The 17155-nt window shown below is 58.3% G+C and carries 16 protein-coding genes, 1 tRNA gene and 3 pseudogenes; 11 read left to right on the top strand and 9 right to left on the bottom strand.

The features are described from left to right. Positions 1-33 precede the first annotated feature (33 nt). Both CAG46_RS24625 and CAG46_RS24620 read right to left on the bottom strand, forming a co-directional pair. Positions 34-207, bottom strand: a complete 174-nt coding sequence (locus tag CAG46_RS24625; protein WP_013970765.1) for a DUF3094 family protein — start codon at positions 205-207, stop codon at positions 34-36. Between the two features lie 133 nt (positions 208-340). Further along, entirely contained in the window at positions 341-970 is a 630-nt protein-coding gene (locus CAG46_RS24620; protein ID WP_013970766.1) for a DUF1780 domain-containing protein, read from the bottom strand. A 133-nt stretch (positions 971-1103) separates the two neighbouring features. Between CAG46_RS24620 and CAG46_RS24615 the strand changes: the two genes are divergently transcribed. Next, positions 1104-1811, top strand: coding sequence for an energy-coupling factor ABC transporter permease (locus tag CAG46_RS24615; RefSeq protein WP_085618693.1), 708 nt, complete (start codon positions 1104-1106; stop codon positions 1809-1811). A 136-nt stretch (positions 1812-1947) separates the two neighbouring features. Here CAG46_RS24615 and yacG read toward each other — a convergent pair whose 3' ends face one another. The 4 genes from yacG to CAG46_RS24595 are packed head-to-tail and all read right to left on the bottom strand — an operon-like array spanning position 1948 to position 4845. Beyond that, the gene (gene yacG, locus CAG46_RS24610) at positions 1948-2148 is read right to left on the bottom strand and encodes a DNA gyrase inhibitor YacG (RefSeq protein ID WP_003260624.1); all 201 of its coding nucleotides are present in this window, start codon (positions 2146-2148) and stop codon (positions 1948-1950) included. After that, positions 2145-2768, bottom strand: coding sequence for a dephospho-CoA kinase (gene coaE / locus CAG46_RS24605; RefSeq protein ID WP_075043664.1), 624 nt, complete (start codon positions 2766-2768; stop codon positions 2145-2147). The genes yacG and coaE overlap by 4 nt, the downstream gene beginning before the upstream one ends. Then, positions 2768-3634, bottom strand: coding sequence for an A24 family peptidase (locus CAG46_RS24600; RefSeq protein WP_085618691.1), 867 nt, complete (start codon positions 3632-3634; stop codon positions 2768-2770). Before CAG46_RS24600 ends, coaE begins: the two co-directional genes overlap by 1 nt. A 2-nt stretch (positions 3635-3636) precedes the next feature. Next, positions 3637-4845: a type II secretion system F family protein gene (locus CAG46_RS24595; protein ID WP_085618689.1), complete on the bottom strand. Its 1209-nt coding sequence runs from the start codon at positions 4843-4845 to the stop codon at positions 3637-3639. Positions 4846-5061: 216 nt separating this feature from the next. Here CAG46_RS24595 and CAG46_RS24590 point away from each other — a divergent pair, with 216 nt between their 5' ends. The 5 genes from CAG46_RS24590 to CAG46_RS24570 all read left to right on the top strand — a co-directional run bounded on the left by CAG46_RS24590 (position 5062) and on the right by CAG46_RS24570 (position 13026). Beyond that, positions 5062-5472 carry a pilin gene (locus CAG46_RS24590; protein ID WP_085618687.1) on the top strand — a complete coding sequence of 137 codons (411 nt, stop codon included), beginning with the start codon at positions 5062-5064 and terminating at the stop codon, positions 5470-5472. A gap of 71 nt (positions 5473-5543) precedes the next feature. Then, positions 5544-5619: transfer RNA gene (locus tag CAG46_RS24585), tRNA-Thr, on the top strand. A 968-nt stretch (positions 5620-6587) separates the two neighbouring features. Next, on the top strand, positions 6588-9218 hold the full coding sequence (gene rdrA, locus CAG46_RS24580; RefSeq protein WP_143493507.1) for an antiviral RADAR system adenosine triphosphatase RdrA: 2631 nt from the start codon (positions 6588-6590) through the stop codon (positions 9216-9218). Then, positions 9218-11902 (top strand): antiviral RADAR system adenosine deaminase RdrB, encoded by a 2685-nt coding sequence (gene rdrB / locus CAG46_RS24575; RefSeq protein ID WP_085618683.1) that lies wholly within the window; start codon positions 9218-9220, stop codon positions 11900-11902. Before rdrA ends, rdrB begins: the two co-directional genes overlap by 1 nt. An 896-nt stretch (positions 11903-12798) precedes the next feature. Next, positions 12799-13026 (top strand): hypothetical protein, encoded by a 228-nt coding sequence (locus tag CAG46_RS24570; protein WP_015268870.1) that lies wholly within the window; start codon positions 12799-12801, stop codon positions 13024-13026. Positions 13027-13261: 235 nt separating this feature from the next. Here CAG46_RS24570 and CAG46_RS24565 read toward each other — a convergent pair whose 3' ends face one another. Both CAG46_RS24565 and CAG46_RS28800 read right to left on the bottom strand, forming a co-directional pair. Then, positions 13262-13513: a hypothetical protein gene (locus tag CAG46_RS24565; protein WP_085618681.1), complete on the bottom strand. Its 252-nt coding sequence runs from the start codon at positions 13511-13513 to the stop codon at positions 13262-13264. Next, positions 13510-13671, bottom strand: coding sequence for a hypothetical protein (locus CAG46_RS28800; RefSeq protein ID WP_158090808.1), 162 nt, complete (start codon positions 13669-13671; stop codon positions 13510-13512). Before CAG46_RS28800 ends, CAG46_RS24565 begins: the two co-directional genes overlap by 4 nt. A gap of 302 nt (positions 13672-13973) precedes the next feature. Here CAG46_RS28800 and CAG46_RS29405 point away from each other — a divergent pair. From CAG46_RS29405 to CAG46_RS24555, 4 genes and pseudogenes are all read left to right on the top strand, one after another. Beyond that, positions 13974-14093, top strand: a pseudogene (locus tag CAG46_RS29405) (KGG domain-containing protein); the annotation flags it as partial. Beyond that, a pseudogene (locus CAG46_RS29400) lies at positions 14088-14234 on the top strand (general stress protein); the annotation flags it as partial. The pseudogenes CAG46_RS29405 and CAG46_RS29400, both read left to right, overlap by 6 nt. Further along, positions 14235-14327: pseudogene (locus CAG46_RS29205) on the top strand (general stress protein); the annotation flags it as partial. Positions 14328-14385: 58 nt separating this feature from the next. Beyond that, entirely contained in the window at positions 14386-15261 is an 876-nt protein-coding gene (locus CAG46_RS24555; protein ID WP_085618676.1) for a manganese catalase family protein, read from the top strand. A 41-nt stretch (positions 15262-15302) separates the two neighbouring features. On the opposite strand, the gene CAG46_RS24550 is transcribed toward CAG46_RS24555, so the two are convergent. Next, complete coding sequence (locus CAG46_RS24550) at positions 15303-15812, bottom strand: ferritin-like domain-containing protein (RefSeq protein ID WP_085618674.1); 510 nt, start codon at positions 15810-15812, stop codon at positions 15303-15305. A 252-nt stretch (positions 15813-16064) separates the two neighbouring features. Here CAG46_RS24550 and CAG46_RS24545 point away from each other — a divergent pair, with 252 nt between their 5' ends. Then, positions 16065-16994, top strand: a complete 930-nt coding sequence (locus CAG46_RS24545; protein ID WP_085618672.1) for a malate dehydrogenase — start codon at positions 16065-16067, stop codon at positions 16992-16994. Positions 16995-17155 lie beyond the last annotated feature (161 nt).

The following is a 17155-nucleotide window of genomic DNA, read 5'->3' as shown; positions in this document are numbered from 1 at the left end:
AACTGCACGAGGGGAGGGCGAGCGCGAAGCAGCTCATAGCACCAGTCCACTGAGCAGGCGGCTGATGAGACCCAACCCGATGGTCACGGCCACCACCAGCACAAGGAGCAGCCACGGCCGGAAGGGCCTGCGCTCGACTTGGTGCTGGGGGGCTCGCAGATACTCATCGACACGACGCTGATCTTCCGGATTCAGGCGGCTGGTCATGGTAGGGCCTCGTCAGGTAGACGTTTGTGACTGCGTAAACGCTACAGCGTTCACGCAAGCGCTTGAAACAAATGATAATGCTTTCTATATCTGGCGCCGAGTGTACGCCATCGCAAACATTCGCTGCACTGGATCAAAGACTGATGCCCACGTCGAACACAATGCTGCGGCCCAGGTTGCCGCGCAGGAAGTCCGGCGCGTCGGGGTGGGCGAACAGCACCCGGGCAAAGGTCGGGCCGACCAGCGACAGCGAGCGCCAGCCTTGGCGCAGGTATTCGGTGGGCGGCGGGAAGTGAGTGTTGAGGTCGAGCACTTCGCGCTTGAGGCTGGCGAAGGCAATGATGTCCAGCTCGTTCAGCTCCAGCCCGCGTTCCCGGTAGTTGTGCGCCTTCTTGCGCAAGGTCGGCGCCAGCCGCCCCAGCAGCTCGGTGGCACTGATGCGCCGCGGGCGCGCTTCGCGGCGTACCAGCTGCGCCAGGGAGAATGCACTGCGCCGGCGCTGCAGTTCTTCGCGCCATTCATCGTTGAGCCGGCGGCCCTCGTCGAGCACGAAAAACACCTCGAACGCCGCGTCGCGGAACAGTACGTCTGGCGGTTCTTGCCCGGCCGGGGTGAAGTCCTCGCTGCGGTAGGGGATGTTCAGCCCCTGCAACAGGCGTTGGCACACCCAACGCTCCCGCTCCCACTTGCGGGCGTTGGAGAGAAAGGCATTGGCTTGTTCCGCCTGGATGGTAAGCAGGCGCAGGTAGTCTGAGTCATCCATGCAGACAAGCTTAGCCGCTAATCGATGACGATAAGATGCTGTTTGTGCGCAGGAATCAGCCCGGTACCGGCGCACGGTTGCGCTACCCCTGCCAGATGAAACCGAGAATGGGTGTAGACTCGGCTTTATCCACATGGCTGCAAGGGGCATTCGTCAGGTGATCAGCGCGCAGGTGTTGTCCGGCACCACCCTTACGCTTGGCTGGCTGGGATATGTGCCGTTGCTGATCTGGGCGGTCAGCCAGGTGCGCTGGGTTGAGCTGTTCACTGACCGGCGCCGCCAGCATTTGCTGTTTGGCACGGTGTTCTGCCTGTTTGCCTTGTGGTTGGTGCGGCGCGATTTCGATACCGGGGTGTCGTACCACTTTATTGGCATGACGGCGGTCACGCTGTTGCTGGACTGGCCACTGGCGGTGCTGGGCGGGTTCATGGCCCAGCTCGGCTTGCTGGCGCTGGGGCGCCAGGACCTGGCGGCGCTGGGGGTGAATGGCTTGTTGCTGGTTGGCCTGCCGGTGCTGATAGCCGAGGCGTGCGCGATAGGGGTCGAGCGTGCCCAGCCGCGGAACCTGTTTGTGTATATCTTCTGTTCGGGGTTCTTCCCGGCGGCACTGACCGTGCTGGCCTGCCTGTCGGCTGCGTTGGGGCTGTTGTGGCTGGACGGGCGCTTCGCCATGCCGGAGTGGCTCAGCGATTTTGTCGGCTACTTGTGGCTGATGATGTTCCCCGAAGCGTTCATCAACGGCACGGTGATCAGTGCGCTGGTGGTGTTTTGCCCGGAGTGGCTGGAAACCTTCAACCGCACGCGGTATCTGCAGGCGCCGTGGAAGGAGGATGATCGTTGATTCTCTGGTGGCTGTACTGGCCCTTTCGCGGGTGAACCCGCTCCCACAGGTATTGCAACAGCCTTAAGAACAGTGAGGTCCTTGTGGGAGCGGGTTCACCCGCGAAAGGGCCCTGAAGGACAACTTGGCTATCGGATCAATGCCGCGGCTCCAGGTCCCCCGAGTACAGCTCATCCTCGGACTCTTCCGCCCCCGGAATCTTGTGCTCCTCCGCCGCCCAGGCGCCCAGGTCGATCAGCTTGCAACGGTCCGAACAGAATGGCCGGAACGGACTTTTCTCGTTCCATTCCACAGGTGCGCCACAGGTCGGGCAATCGACGGTCAATGGCTGGCTCATGGCTGGCCTCCTCGTAAAGTCAGGTAAAAGTGGTGCAGGCGGTCAATCTGCTGATGCAGCGCGGCCAGGTCGCCGTCATTGACCACCACATCATCGGCATGGCGCAGGCGCTCCTCGCGGGCCAGCTGGGCCTTGAGAATGGCCTGCACCTGCTCGGCGCTGGTGTTGTCACGCGCCAGGGTACGCGCCACCTGCAGCTCCTGCGGCGCATCGATCACCAGCACCCGCTGGGTCTTCTGGTACTGGCCCGACTCGATCAGCAGCGGCGACACATACACCGCATACGGCGACTCCGCCTTGGCCAGGTAGCTGAAAATCTCCTGCCCGATCAGCGGGTGCAGCAATTGCTCCAGCCATTTGCGCTGCGCCGGGTCGGCGAAGATCAGCTGGCGCAGGGCTGCACGATCGAGTTGGCCGTCCGCCTGCAGCACGCCGGCGCCGAAGCGCTCGACGATGCTGGCCAAGGCCGGGCGGCCAGGCTCGACAACCCAACGCGCCGCCTGGTCGGCATCGACCAGGTGCACGCCAAGCTCGACGAAACGCTCGGCAGCGGCGCTCTTGCCGCTACCAATGCCGCCGGTCAGGCCGAGAATCCAGGGGGTAAAGGCCGCAGTGGTCATCAGAATCCAAGCAGTTGTGTGTATGAAGCGTATATTTCATCACCCCAGAGCACGGCAATCCACCCCGCAATAGCCAGATAGGGGCCGAACGGGATCGCCGTACTCATGGCATGCCGGCGCAGACGCAGCAGGCACAGCCCAGCCAGCGCCCCGACCACCGACGACAACAGCAAGGTCAATGGCAACACCTGCCAGCCACCCCAGGCCCCGATCAGCGCCATCAGCTTGAAGTCGCCATAGCCCATGCCTTCCTTGCCAGTGACCAGCTTGAACAGCCAATACACCGTCCAAAGGCTGAGGTACCCGGCCACCGCGCCCCACAGCGCGCTGGTCAGCGGGACATAGAGGCCGAAGGCGTTGACGATCAGCCCCAGCCACAGCATCGGCAGCACCAGCGCATCCGGCAGCAACTGGTGCTCGGCATCGATCAGGCTCAGGGCCAGCAGGCACCAGGTCAGCGGCAGCGCCAGCAGGGCCTCGGGCGAAGCACCAAAGCGCCAGGCCACCACCAGCGACAGCAGCGCGCTGGCTAACTCCACCAATGGGTAGCGCGGGCTGATGCGGGTTTTGCAGGCGGAACAACGCCCGCGCAAGGCCAGGTAGCTGATGACCGGAATGTTCTCCCACGCGCGAATTCGATGCGCGCAATGCGGGCAGCGCGAGGCGGGTAGCCACAGGTCGAAACGCTCGTGCGGCGTGATCGGCAATTCCAGCATTTCCTGCGCCTCACGCTGCCATTGCCGCTCCAGCATGATCGGCAGGCGGTACACCAGCACATTGAGAAAACTGCCCACCAGCAGGCCGAGCACCGTGGTCAGGGTGAGAAAGTACGCCGGCTGCTCAGCCAGCAAAGTCCATGAAGTCATGTTCAGATCAAGCTACCCAACTGGAAGATCGGCAGGTACATCGCCACCACCAGGCCGCCCACCAGCAGGCCCAGGACCAGCACGATGGCCGGCTCCAGCAGGCTGGTCAACTGGTCCAGCGCCTGGCTGACCTGTTCCTCGTAATGGCTGGCGGCTTTTTCCAGCATCTGGTCCAGCGTGCCACTGGATTCCCCGATAGCCGTCAGTTGCACCAGCAGCGGCGGAAACAGCGGCTCAGCGGCCATCGCCTGGTGCAGCCCCTGCCCATTGGCCATGCCCTGGCGCAGCCGCAACACCGCCTGTTCATGCAGGTCGCCGCCACTGACCCTGGCCACCGTGCCCAGCGCATCCAGCAACGGCACCCCGGCGGAGTAGGACGTTGCCAGGCTGCGCGCAAACCGCGCCAGCGCCGCCTGCCCCAGCAGCGTGCCGAACACCGGCAAACCCAGCACCCGGCGAGATATCCACAGGCGCGCTGGCGCGTGCTGCCGGTAGAGCTGGCGCATGGCAAAACCCAGTACCACGCCCATCACCAGCAACAGCGGCGCAAAGCGGCTCAGCCCTGTGGACAAGTCGATCACCCATTGGGTAAATGCCGGCAACGCCACGCCCATGCCCGAGAACATACTCTCGAATTTCGGAATCACCTCCAGCAACAGGATCGCCGACACCCCCAGCCCAGTCAGCAACAGCAGCAACGGGTAGATCATCGCCTTGCGCACCTTCTTGTGCAGCACCCGACGCTGCTCCAGCATGCCTGCCAGCTGTTCCAGCTGCCGGTCGAGCGTGCCGGACTGCTCCCCCACCCGCACCAGGTTGCAGTACAGCGCATCGAACCAGCCCGGGTGGCGCTGCAACGCATCTGCCAGCCCCAGGCCCGAGGCCACATCCTGTTTCAATCTATCCAGCAATGCCGCCTGCGCCGCATCACAGCCACTGCGCCCCATCACCTCGAACGCCTGCAGCAGCGGCACCCCAGCCTTGAGCAGGGTCGCCAACTGCCGGCTGAACCCCGCCGGGTCGGCCTTTGCCCGCCGTTTCGGCAAACTGAACGTCAGCCCACCGGCAGGCCGCAAACTGGCGACCTTGATGCCCTGGCGAATAAGCCCGGCACGCACATAAGCCGGGCTGCGCCCGGACGTTTGCCCGCTGACCGGCGCGCCGTTGGCGTCGGTGCCGTGCCAGGTGTAGAGGAGTGTGGATTGGGTCATGCAAAGGTCCTTTTTCTGCCCGTGCGACAAGCCTGGAAACAGCTTGCCGCGCCCATGCAAGGGCGTGCGTCCGAGATGCTCACTAGAGTAGTTCAGCGAAGACGACGCCCGAGCGGGCAGGGGTGACAAAAGGTGTCTGTTCAGGCCTACTGCGCCGCTGCCAGCCGGGGTCGAGCCTGACCTCAACGAGTACGCGTATCAAAAAGGAAAACGTTCATGAAAGGGCAACGCGGTATCACCCTGATCGAACTGATGATCGTCGTCGCGATCATCGGCATTCTGGCGACCATCGCCTTACCGATGTACACCAACCACCAGTCACGCTCCAAGGCCGCGGCCGGGTTGCTGGAGATCAGCGCGCTGAAGACGGCGATGGACCTGCGGTTGAATGACGGGAAGGATGTGGCGGATGTGGCCGCGCTGGGTGGCCAGCCAGCGACGTCGCACTGTGCGATCACGGCTAGCGGCAAGGCGGCGGATGGCACCGGGAGCATCGTTTGCACGCTGGTGGATGCGCCGGCTACTGTGCTCGGCAAGGCACTGACCCTGACGCGTTCGGCTACTGGGTGGGCGTGTACGACCAACATCGAGGAAGACCTGGCGCCGAAGGGGTGCAAGGCGCCTTGAAGGTGCGGCAATAAACTAGCGGAAACAGGGGTTTGCGTAACGGGTGCGAGCAGTGGTACGTTGCGCTACACGCCGGTGTAGCTCAGTCGGTAGAGCAGCGCACTCGTAACGCGAAGGTCGCAGGTTCGATTCCTGTCTCCGGCACCAGTCAATTGATTCATGCAGTGCAAAGCCGTTGCATGAACCCCCTCAAAAGCCCGCCTAGTGCGTGCTTTCTTGTTTCTATCTCTCTCGCTCTGTCTCTAGGCATCTGCCGACTTGAGGTATACGTCAGGGTATGCCGGTTCGTCGAGAAAACGTATACCTATGGCACGCACCGATACGCCCCTGTCAGACCTCAAATGCGGTGCCATCAAGCCGCAGGACAAGGACAACATCCTGTGAGATGGCCAGGACCTGTTCCTGCAGGTCAAAAAGAACGGCAGAAAGATCCGACGGATGGAAACTAAAGCGACCGGACGGTAGGGAGGGACTGGCCAACTTCGGCAACTATCCCGCACTGAAATTTTGTGTGAACTCAACGCCAGTTGGCAGGTAAGCTTGGCTCGCACCATTGATGCAAGCGCGATAACCGCTGCTGTGGTGGATTTAGTTGAGGCGCGTCCGCATGGAATGACCGCTCCGGCAAAGGATACTTTGCTTATCCTAGAGCAGCCCCCCGCCGGGCTGCGATTTATGGGCGCGCTCCGCTAAGGGGTTGGGGGACACCTTGCGGCGTGCCGCTCCTGCTCTCCGACAGGTAGGCATCGGGTGCAAGTGCCTGGGTGAAGGCGGGGTACGGTGTGGGACATCGGGGGAGGTTATCGCACCAATGTCTATCCCGAGCGGGACATTAGAACAATCAGGACTTCGAGCCGGCAACTTTCCCCCGGCACCGCTAGCATTTCGCTAGTCATGGCCTTCGATGATTCCGTCGAGGAGGCCCTCTGAGGAGAGCTATCGACTACCTCCGCGACTGCGGGTTGCGTAGTGTTGCGCGCTTTCTCCTGCCTTTAAAATGCGCCAACAGAGAATACATCACTTATAAAACCCAGCTGTGATAGTGTTCGTGCTATCTGCAGTGGCCCTGGGCTACTAGCGGCTCTGTTAACCTCCTGGCAGACATAAGACAAGAAATGTCCACACCTACACAAATAGCTCGATACATTCCGCTCAACGCCCCCGAAACCGCCAATCTAGATGATGAAACTCTGCTTCCGTTGGCTGTATACCAGGGCCTAGCAGGTTTCATCACTAAGGCCCTGCATACAGCCAGTGATCAAAGGGACAGTGCGAGGGTTAATGAGGTTCGTAGCCATAACGCGGTATCTATTGATGGCGAGCGTGGCACTGGCAAGACCTCAGTGTTGGTAAATTTGCGTAAGTATCTTAAAAGTGCACATGAGAGTGTCTTAAAGGATATCCATATCCTTGATCCAGTTGATCCGACTTTGCTGGAAGAGCATGAGTCGCTTTTTCTACATATAATAGTGGCGGCGGTAATTTCGGATGATGACGTAAAGAGGTCTCAAAGCGTTAATCCTGAAGGTTACAAGCAGTTGAATCAAACGTTGGACAAGCTTGCTCATGCACTGGAATGTATAGATGTGCAAAAAGAAGAGCGCGGAATGGATAAGTTGCGCGCGCTTTTTGGGAACAAGCATTTGGCCGATCGGGTTCAGGATTTTTTCAGGGCGGTACTAAATTTACTGGGGAAAAAGCTGTTGGTACTGCCGATTGATGATGTTGATACATCACTCAATCGTGCCTTTGAAAATTTAGAGATAGTTCGTCGCTACCTGACCACTCCTTATGTGTTGCCAATAGTCAGTGGCGATCGCGGACTGTACCGTGAAGTGACCTGGCGTGATTTCCACGGTCGTTTAACCGAAGACTCAAGCCATAACATTGAACAGGCATACAGTATTGCCATTGAACTTGCCAACGAGTACCAGCGCAAGGTGCTACCATTGCCACGCCGGCTGGTTATGCCTCCGGTGAGTAAGTACCTGAATGATCGGGAAATCTCTTTAGGCTCACCAGCCATCATTTCTCTGCCCAATTTTCATGCTTGGTTGAACATCTTCCTGACTGGACCTGTCAATGGCCGCGAAGGCAGCGATCTGACTCTGCCCATCCCGTCGGTGCGAGCTTTGACCCAGCTTGTAAATAGCTGCTCAGACCTTATACAAGTCCTGCCACAAGCTATCCGCTCGGCAGAGAACCCTTTGCAGGTAATGCGTGTTTGGCAGATGCCAACTGTCCATCCAGATGTGATTAAAGAATTTCATGCCGAGCACCAAAGACTGAATAGGGAAAAGAAAAGGGAGTTCGGCCCGGCATACAGAATATTTGCAGAGCAGCCTCGTGAACAGGCAGGTCTTCTACTCGGCGCATTAGATCAAACGGCGACTGTCAGTTGGGAACGTACCCTGAGTGATTATTTCCAATACGAGCCGCAGGCTGGAGCCGTATATTTGGTACTGCAAGCCTATCAGTACTGGCAGTGGTTGGCGAATAGTGGCGAAGAGGAGCGCAGGGGTAGTATTTTTGACACTCCACTCTTTCAACCGCTGCAGCATGATGCGACTGGGTTGGAGCAGTTTGTCAAGCTGATAGACTTTTCTGAATGGAAAGCACACTTGAGTGATAAGTTGCCTTATAGTTGGCTGTCCAGGCTAGACTCTCACAAAGCTTTGCTTTCTTATCCAGTGCCTGAGGTCGGTATAAATTCGGCAAAGGATTGGAAGTATTGGGAAGTGATCTCCGGCGTCCAGGCAGATGGCGAGGTGAAAAGTAAAGCCAGGTTTTTACTGTCACTGCTGACCCAGCATAACTATTATACAAATGCCAAGCGCAGCATGATGCTGAATATTGGTCGTGTTTTTGAGTTGCTGATTACTAGTCTTGTCGGACCGGTTAGCTTGCAGATCCTTCAAAATATTGTACAGGACGCACCGTTCCATTCCACTAGTGCCTTGGCTCCTACTAAAACCCTCAGCTTAGGCTTCGATGAGGATGATGAACCTATAGAGAGCGGATTGGATGACGTGTTGGAGGGATTGAATCCACAACTCGAACAGTTACAAAAAGAAATTGCGGAATGGCGCGCTCGCCATCAACTGGATCAGGTACGGTTCTCGCCGTGGCTGGTTTACAAGGTGTTCAACAAGGTTTTCAGCCAGATCGCCGGATTTAAGAATGTGCCAAACGGCATGAAGGACATCAGTACTGCACTGGATAAGGTGGGTATGGTGTTTTACGCCACTTGGTCGGCTTTTGGCAGCTTTGAAAAGGGGCGGTTATTTGGCCTGCCGGATGTGGTTGCTACCGTCAATCTAAATTCACCGCACAACTTTGAACAAAATGACCATTTTAAGGTGAATGTGTTGCCCTTTGCTCCAACCAAAGGTCAGCGAGGTCAAGATACTCCCGATTCGATTGCTAAGCGCGAATATGGTGCCAGCACCCGCACAGCAAGTTATTTCCTTGCAGATCATCCAGTCAGACTCTGGCTAGATGAGATTTTAGAAATTTCGTGGCCCAAAGAATTCAAGAAAATTAGCGCAAAAGAATGGCTGTGTCGTCAGTTGGGTGTCGAGCCACCAGAACGCTTGACTCAGAAATTTCTAGATAAAGTGTTGCGTGAAAGTACGGAGGAAGAACGCCGGAAGGTCATCGCTGAAATGGCTCAGCAATATCCTAATGCCAATGAGCTGAGGTCATTGGAGAAGGTGCACCAAGACATGCAGGATAATCAAGGCTGATGTTGAACCGTTCTCTTACCGAACATGCCACCGGCCGCTTCTATGGAAGCGAGCGGCTCGCGGTACGATTGTGGACTGAGTTGGTCACTCCACAGCAGGGCATAGCACAAGACCGATGGCATGGATTGCAAAATGACTGCTATCAGCTGCTAGTGGACACGCTGGACACGCGCTATCCCGGCCGTTATCGCCTGAACGATGTACGCCGACTTATGGACAGAATGTGTGATGCGAGGCTGTTTGTCGGGCCAGAGTTGCCCTGGCTTGACGGCTTGTTCGGCCAACTGATGCTCCGCAATGGTGACCTAATTTGCTATCGCGAGACCGAGGTCCAAGCCTATGCGCGAATAGCGGCGGAGCTGGACCCGACGCTACTGGTGGCATGGCATCTGAGTGGCTGGGTGAGAGAGAGTTCACCCACACAGGGGAGAGACATATGCCGCGTCGTATCGGCGCAGGCACCTTTCTTTGCACCTCCACCCAACCTAGCTTTGCCGCATGCCGAAGGCCATGTCCACCTGGGAGGGATTGCCGCCGATAGTCTTGTTCTGGGTGACTGTTTGCTGAAACCTGAAGGTTTAAGCTGGGCAAGAAACAAACAGTCCGATTGGGTCAGGCAGCTGAAGCGTATGCGACAGCTACTGATACTTTTGTTGGAATTCCCACATCGGGAGCGTTGGCCGGTGGAGATTTCAACGCTACTGAATGACCCGATGGCGAACAAAGAGAGGCTGCCAGATTGGACGCTGCTGGCAGCAAGCCAGACTTCGGCGCCAGTAGGGTCTCCCTTATGGGTATGCAGCCAATTTGCCCAGGCCATGATTCGTGGTTGTGCCAACCGCTGGCTCTGGCTGCAGCTATACCTCTGCAGCTTGTATCGTGACGCCGATTTCGCTCCGCAGTGGCGTGTTGCCGTTCTGTGCTGGCTCCAGACGCTCAATGAATTGCGTCGACGGCTGATCATGGATGGCCAAGGCTTGACTCGTTTCGTTGAACACTATTTTCAGGCCCCTTTGAGGCGCGGCGTGCAGCCTGACTTGAATGAAAATGTGCGCCGGCTACTGATGGCAAAGGGGGATGTGGCGGAGGTGAAAGCGATGCCGGGGACATTTTCCCCGAAGACCGTAGCCAAGCTTTCCGCTGCAGTTACCAGACAGAGCAAGCAGCATGGAGCCACGCCACCTTATATTTTTGGTGAGCATGAGGTCAGCATTGAGGGGGCTATTGGGCCGTACCTGCAGTCGTTGGAGCGCTGGCAGTTCTGTGGCCATTTCTCTCGCTCTCAAGGGCAAAAGCGGGCTTTCGGTAAAGAACCGAGAGCAGATTCGGAAAAGCACTGGAAAATAGCTGATGAATTGCTTGCTAGTTTGTCTCGGCAGGCGGGCTGGAACCAACCAGAGTTTCTGGGAGGCCGTCTAAATCAAAATTTCCGTTTCCAGCCCGCACGCTGGTTTCGGGGATTAGACGTGGCTGGTGACGAAAATGACCTACGTATAGAGTGGTTTGCGCCTATGTTGCGCTGGTTGCGTCGGGGTTTTGTGTCGCGTCCTGACGGCGAGCACGCCAGCAGGGGGTTTCATCTGAGCATCCACGCAGGCGAGGACTACGCACATCCCTTATCTGGTATGCGTCATGTCGACGAAACGGTACGCTTTTGTGAAATGCGCGATGGCGACCGACTAGGGCATGCCCTAGCTCTCGGGATTGAACCTGCACAGTGGGTTGAGCGGCAGGGCGAGATGATGCTCCCTCTAGATGAGCATCTGGATAATCTGGTTTGGCTTTGGCACTACGCCACGACTCTTAGTGGCCGTTTGCCGCTGGCACAGCAGGTGCTGCCTATCATTGAGCGTCGTATTGCGCGTATCTTCCCCTTCACACTTTGGCTTGAGCCACCTGAACTGGATAGAAATTACCAGGCAGACGAAAGGAGGCCACTGGCTCGTCTAGAGTCGGTGCCTCCTTCGGAGCTTTATCGCGCCTGGTGCCTACGCCGTAACTGTCACCATCTTTGGCAAAAACTACACGATGATGAGCCCAGAAGCGAGCGGGAACGGAGCGCAGTGCCAGATGCCGTAATGATAAGCAGGCTGTCAGATACAGCGGCGCGTATTTACCGTTACCGCCACCAACATTTGGCGTCATCGAGCAAGCTTCCATTGGTGATAATAAGAATAGGTGATGAGTGGGATGGGCAGGCGCTATATGGAGAGCATGTCAACCGGACGCGTGAAGTTATTGATGACGTAGATACTGTCCCGGAATTAGAATTCATGCATGCCTTGCAGGATTACCTGCTGGATCAATATGACCAGATGGGACTAATCATCGAGACCAATCCTACATCCAACGTATATATAGCTCGACTTGAGAGCCATGGCGAGCACCCGATATTTCGTTGGAATCCGCCAGATGAGTCAGTGCTAGAAGCTGGCGGAAGGTATAACAGATTTGGTTTGCGGCGTGGGGCAATTAGGGTCTTGATCAATACCGATGATCCGGGAATTATGCCTACTACCTTGAGAACTGAGTTTTCACTGTTGCGCGAGGCTGCCATCGCGCTAGGGGTGGCTAGGACAGTGGCGGAGGAGTGGTTGGATAAATTAAGGCGCTATGGAGTTGAACAATTCCATAGAAATCATGTCGCTGTATTCGAAAAGGAGAATGATGGCATTGGGTTTTAGCCAGACATAGTTTTGGAGTGGCTGAAACTTCTATTAGCTATGTACGAGTCCTGCTCGGCACCAGATCTTGTTGGCACGATGCAGGTGTTCTGCATTCGGCCCCTCCCAAAATACCCGCCTTGTACGGTGCCTTTTGCTTATTCCTAATTTTGAGTTTGGCTGGGCAAGCTGACTTAAGCCCAGCATCTCGACCGAGTGAATGATTAGTGCTTTTCACTTCCGGCTGCACGAGTTTCAAGATAATGGGTGGGTGCCATTTGGCTTTCGCCCAGTATTTTCGGGGCGTTTTGGCGAGATTTTTAAACCCGAAACCGCTCACGGCTCAGGTCATCAGGAGTGCATGCAACCTGGAGCAACCGTTTCCAGTGTCGCAGTTAGCCACGGCATCTCGCAAATGGATGAACGGTAGGCCAGATCTCATCGTTTGCGGCTGGCCCTCTGCTAAAGGCCTCTGATGGCCATATTCCTACGAAGCGCATAGCCCTTTCCTGCTCTCTGAAACTTGCGAAAACAGCCTCTCGGGAATAAAGTCCTCTTGTCGCCGAAGCATCGGTGATGCGACCTTGGCCGGTCGGAATCGAAAGGCGCATCAGCGCCCAGTCTTCATCGCAGGCGCTTTTTTTGTGCCCGCGATGTCGCGTCATGGCGGTGGTGCGCGGGACACCTTCGGGTGTGCCGGGCTCCTTTCGTCCCGGTCGGCCAACCCGCGTACTGCTGCCACCTTAACTTGCTTGGCCGCGAGCGGTGGCAGTTCCATCACGAAAGGAACTCATGCATGACCACCGAAAATCCGTTACAGATCCTCGCATTCGTTCTCCACCGTCGTTCCTCGACAGCCCTCAGGGATCTCACCTCCAGTCAATCTCGCTCTGTCTCTGCAACAAAGGAGGCACGACATGACTGACCAAGAACGCCTATCCACCATCCAAAGCTACGCCTGGACCCTCGAACTGCTAGGCGAAGCCCTGGTCCAGCACGACGAAATGCTGGAGTGCGAACACAACCCACACCTGAGTTTTCGCAACACCGCCGGTATCCATCAGGCGATCCGGATCATCAGCCGTTTGGCCAGTGAGCAGTGTGGGAAGGTGATGGAGCGAAACGGGCAGGACCCTGTTAGTTAGGCAGGATCATTGGTGAGCGGCGGGCCGGATATTACCCTTGTGGCTGGCCCTCTGCTCAAGGCCGCTATGGGGCTGCTGCGCAGCCCATTGCGGGCAAGCCAGCTCCTACAGGGGCGGTGAAATCCTGGGGCATCGGCTTTGCATGCGGCAGTGGGAAGGCGCTGGGGCAAATGGCACGCCCTCCTGAAACCCGCCTTGTGGCGGTTCTTTCCTTATCCACCACAGCCGGCCAGCACTAAACGCCGTGATAGTCAGAGCCAGCAATCGCTCTCAGAAAGCCTCGATCGGCCAGCCGCCGCAGGTCCCGCCACTCGCGCCAGTCTACCAATCCAAGGCGGTCCATCTCATCGGCCAAGCGCAACAATTCCTCATGGTGAGTGCTAGGGCAGTTTCGTCTTTGCTCGACGTCGTCGTAGAGCAGAAACCAGCGATTGATCGCTTCGAGCCGGCGCTGTCCCAGGGCTATCTCCTCGCTGAACGCATTCATGCCGAGAACTGCGCCTGCACATCAGCGAGCGATGACACTTCGCAGTACAAGTCTCCCTGGTAACTGCGCAGCTCGCAGGTACCGGGCCGGTCGAGGATGCAGTGGATCAAGTACAGGTAGTTGACCATGCGAATGCCCTCTTGGCGGAACTGGGACAAGTGACTCAGTTAGGTTGATCCCGATCGAGCCGCATCCGTTCAGCCGGATAGATGGCTGGCTGCGAATCAAACAGTGTTTCGCCCCAAAGGCGGGCGATTGTTTTTTGGACAAAGCTTTGAGCGCCGCTGATAAACGCAATTTGTATACCTCGCCACCATGATCGTTTTCGCAAGAAGTAGGGGCCACTTCCATTAGGGCATTTCGTCAGCTCTTTCAGAATTCGTTGCAAGACGCGCCGCTTGGGCTCTGTCACTGATGAACACAGACCTTCCTGTGTAACTACCGACATGAGGTTTCAATCATGGCTAGCAATCAGGACAACCGTGGTAACCAAGGTGGCAACGCCAATACCAATTCAGGCAACTTTGCCAACGATCGCGAAAAGGCATCGGAGGCCGGGCAGAAAGGCGGCCAGATGTCAGGGGGTAACTTCAAGAACGATCCAGAGCGCGCATCGGAAGCAGGCCACAAGGGTGGCCAGGCGTCGGGTGGCAATTTCAAGAACGACCCTGAGCGGGCGTCCGAAGCTGGCCGCAAGGGCGGTCAGGAGTCCGGGGGCAACTTCGCCAATGACCGGGAAAAGGCCTCGGAGGCCGGACGGGTCGGTGGCCAACATAGCCACGGCGGTGGTCGCAAGAGTGACGACAACCGCTAGTCATCCGTGAAAAACGCAGGGGCAGCCGCGCTGCCCCTGCATGCCTGAGGACCTGCTTATGTTCATGCACAACAAGCGATTGCAATACACCGTACGCGTGGCACAGCCTGATCCGGGCCTGGCCAACCTGTTGCTGGAGCAGTTCGGTGGCCCGCAGGGCGAGCTGGCTGCCGCCATGCGCTATTTCACCCAAGCGGTCAGTGAGGATGACCCTGGCCGCAAGGACATGCTCTACGACATTGCGACCGAGGAACTCAGCCACCTGGAGATCATCGGATCGATCGTGGTGATGCTCAACATAGGAGCCAAGGGCAACCTTGCTGAAGGCGTGGAGGCCGAGGGCGAGCTCTACCGCTCGCTGACCGGTGCCGGCAACGATTCACATGTCACCAGCCTGCTGTATGGGGCCGGGGCGCCGCTGGTCAATTCCGCCGGCGTACCTTGGAACGCTGCCTACATTGATACCATTGGCGAACCGACTGCCGACCTGCGTTCGAACATTGCCGCCGAGGCGCGGGCCAAGATCGTCTACGAACGGCTGATCAACGTCACCGACGACCCAGGCATCAAGGAGGCGCTGGGCTTCCTGATGAGCCGCGAAATCGCCCACCAGATGTCGTTCGAGAAGGCATTGCACGCCATCCAGCCAAACTTCCCGCAAGGTAAGTTGCAAGGTGACCCAGAGCTCAACCGCACCTATTTCAACCTGTCCCAGGGCGGTGAAATGCGTGGGGCGTGGAACCAGGGGCAGGACTGGATTTATGTCGACGAGCCTCAACCGGCGGTAGACGGCGGCGATGGCTCTGCCAGCATCCAGCTGGACGAGCACAGTGCGTCGGTGGTCGAGGCAATGAAGCTTCGCACTCAGTCGAACCCGGAGGCGCAACCGCTGACTGGAGCGGAGCTGGGCAAGGTCAACAGCGGACAGCAATGAGAAATGCCCGCGCCGGAGTTGATCCGTCGCGGGCAGCACACTTAGCGCTTGGCTGTGGCGTCAGGGTCGGCCGAGCGGGCCAGGAACGCCCGGGTGACCTCCGGCAGATGCTCCTTCAGCCATTCGGCCATGGCGACTTCTTCCTTCAGAATCGAACGACATGCCTGTGCAGTGGCGCTGTCCCCGGCCGCCTCGGCCGCCTCGATCAGCACCGTGTAAGACGCGATTTCCATGTTCTCGAACACGTACCCTGCCATGGCGCCTTTTACTACTTCATCGCTCATGGCCATCCCGCCCACTGCCTGCCCGAACGCCATGAGTTTGCCGGCCAGGTCCTTCAAGGTCGATGTGCTGCCGCCCAAGCGCTCGATGCACTCCACCAGCACGCGCTGTTGGCCTTGAGTCTCTTCGATATGCCTGACGATACGGCCCTTGAGTTCCGGGTAGTGCTCCAGGCGCTCAGCCTGGCCTTTGAGCATGCTTTCCGCTTGCTGCTCCATTGCATGGGCATCACGCAGCCAGTCGAGCAGGTTGTCCCTTGGAGTTGCCATGATCAGTCCTCGTTTCCAGTGATGGGTACCTGTTCAGAGAACCCTCACCGCTGTCACGGTCGGCTGGACCGACGAACGGGACAAGCGAAGGCGAGGCCGAGGACATCCGCGAAGAAGTACGTATCTGGTCGGCCGGGTGCTGCACCGGCGAGGGCTCGCATCAACCTTCGAGTGGCCTTTTCGCCTCAGCGGGCAATACTTCTGTGTATTGCAGGCGTGTTCCTGGTGGCGCGCGCCGCTGGGAGGTGTCACGTGAACAAACTGACAATCGTGGGTGCCGGCATGGTCGGCGAGGCGGCGGCGCAGATCATCGCCCGGGAAGAGTTGTGCCGTGAGCTGGTGTTGATGGATGTGCAGGGTGAGTTGGCCCAGGGCAAGGCGCTGGATGTGTGGCAGGCGGCAGTCGAGTCGGGTTCCGACACCCGGGTTCACGGCGGGGCCAAGGCTGACATGCTGGGCGGGTCTGAGCTGGTGGTCATTACCGCAGGCGTGCCGCGCAAGCCGGGGCAGTCGCGTCAGGACGTGCTGAGCATCAACCTGCCGATTATCGATAGCATCATGGCGGACATCAAACAGCATGCGCCAACGGCGACGGTGCTGGTGGTGTCGAACCCGGTCGATGTGCTGACCTATCGCGCCTGGAGCCTAAGCGGGCAGGGGCGCAGCAAGGTGTTCGGCCAGGCAGGGGTGCTGGATACCGCGCGCATGAAGTGTTTCATCGCCGAGCAGACCGGGTTTTCTGCCCGGGATATCACGGCGCTGGTCCTGGGCGGGCATGGCGATAGCATGGTGCCGCTGATGCGCTATTGCCAGATCGGCTCGGTGCCGCTGTCGCACTTCCTTTCCAGCGAGCAGATCGAGCAGATCGTCGAACGCACCCGCAAGGGTGGTGGCGAGATCCTGGGGCTGAAGAAGCTGGGCAGCGCCTGCGATGCGCCGGGCGTGGCGATTGCGCAGATGGTGGATGCGATCGCCAATGGGCGAAACCGCATCTTGCCGGCGGTGGCGATTCTGGAAGGCGAGTACGGGCGCACGGATATCGCCATGGGTGTGCCCTGTGTGCTGGCAGGGGAGGGGCTGGCGCGGGTGATCGAGTTGCCGCTGGATGCGCAGGAGCAGCTGATGTTCGACCATTCTGCAGATCAGGTGGCGCGGGATATCGCTGAGATGAAGGCCTTGTAAGCGAGGCCGAGCGCCTTGGGGCGGGGTGACGCGGTCGGTTGTAGGAGCGGCCTTGTGTCGCGAAAGGGCCGCGACGCGGCCCCCCGGATGTTAGCGCTGCCGCAGATATCGAGGGGCTGCTCCGCAGCCCTTCGCGGGCTCGCCCGCTCCCACAGGTTCAT

This window comes from Pseudomonas sp. B23(2017) (genome assembly GCF_002113725.1).
In the GTDB taxonomy this organism is placed as follows: Bacteria; Pseudomonadota; Gammaproteobacteria; order Pseudomonadales; family Pseudomonadaceae; genus Aquipseudomonas; species Aquipseudomonas putida_Z.
The sequence above is the reverse complement of the archived record's forward strand: the minus strand, read 5'-3'. Positions and strand labels throughout refer to the sequence as shown.

What these genes read in the sequence shown, in the direction of transcription:
- CAG46_RS24625 (WP_013970765.1), bottom strand. Translation starts at nt 207, where the DNA reads ATGACCAGCCGCCTGAATCCGGAAGATCAGCGTCGTGTCGATGAGTAT.
- CAG46_RS24620 (WP_013970766.1), bottom strand. Translation starts at nt 970, where the DNA reads ATGGATGACTCAGACTACCTGCGCCTGCTTACCATCCAGGCGGAACAA.
- CAG46_RS24615 (WP_085618693.1), top strand. Translation starts at nt 1,104, where the DNA reads ATGGCTGCAAGGGGCATTCGTCAGGTGATCAGCGCGCAGGTGTTGTCC.
- yacG (WP_003260624.1), bottom strand. Translation starts at nt 2,148, where the DNA reads ATGAGCCAGCCATTGACCGTCGATTGCCCGACCTGTGGCGCACCTGTG.
- coaE (WP_075043664.1), bottom strand. Translation starts at nt 2,768, where the DNA reads ATGACCACTGCGGCCTTTACCCCCTGGATTCTCGGCCTGACCGGCGGC.
- CAG46_RS24600 (WP_085618691.1), bottom strand. Translation starts at nt 3,634, where the DNA reads ATGACTTCATGGACTTTGCTGGCTGAGCAGCCGGCGTACTTTCTCACC.
- CAG46_RS24595 (WP_085618689.1), bottom strand. Translation starts at nt 4,845, where the DNA reads ATGACCCAATCCACACTCCTCTACACCTGGCACGGCACCGACGCCAAC.
- CAG46_RS24590 (WP_085618687.1), top strand. Translation starts at nt 5,062, where the DNA reads ATGAAAGGGCAACGCGGTATCACCCTGATCGAACTGATGATCGTCGTC.
- rdrA (WP_143493507.1), top strand. Translation starts at nt 6,588, where the DNA reads ATGTCCACACCTACACAAATAGCTCGATACATTCCGCTCAACGCCCCC.
- rdrB (WP_085618683.1), top strand. Translation starts at nt 9,218, where the DNA reads ATGTTGAACCGTTCTCTTACCGAACATGCCACCGGCCGCTTCTATGGA.
- CAG46_RS24570 (WP_015268870.1), top strand. Translation starts at nt 12,799, where the DNA reads ATGACTGACCAAGAACGCCTATCCACCATCCAAAGCTACGCCTGGACC.
- CAG46_RS24565 (WP_085618681.1), bottom strand. Translation starts at nt 13,513, where the DNA reads ATGAATGCGTTCAGCGAGGAGATAGCCCTGGGACAGCGCCGGCTCGAA.
- CAG46_RS24555 (WP_085618676.1), top strand. Translation starts at nt 14,386, where the DNA reads ATGTTCATGCACAACAAGCGATTGCAATACACCGTACGCGTGGCACAG.
- CAG46_RS24550 (WP_085618674.1), bottom strand. Translation starts at nt 15,812, where the DNA reads ATGGCAACTCCAAGGGACAACCTGCTCGACTGGCTGCGTGATGCCCAT.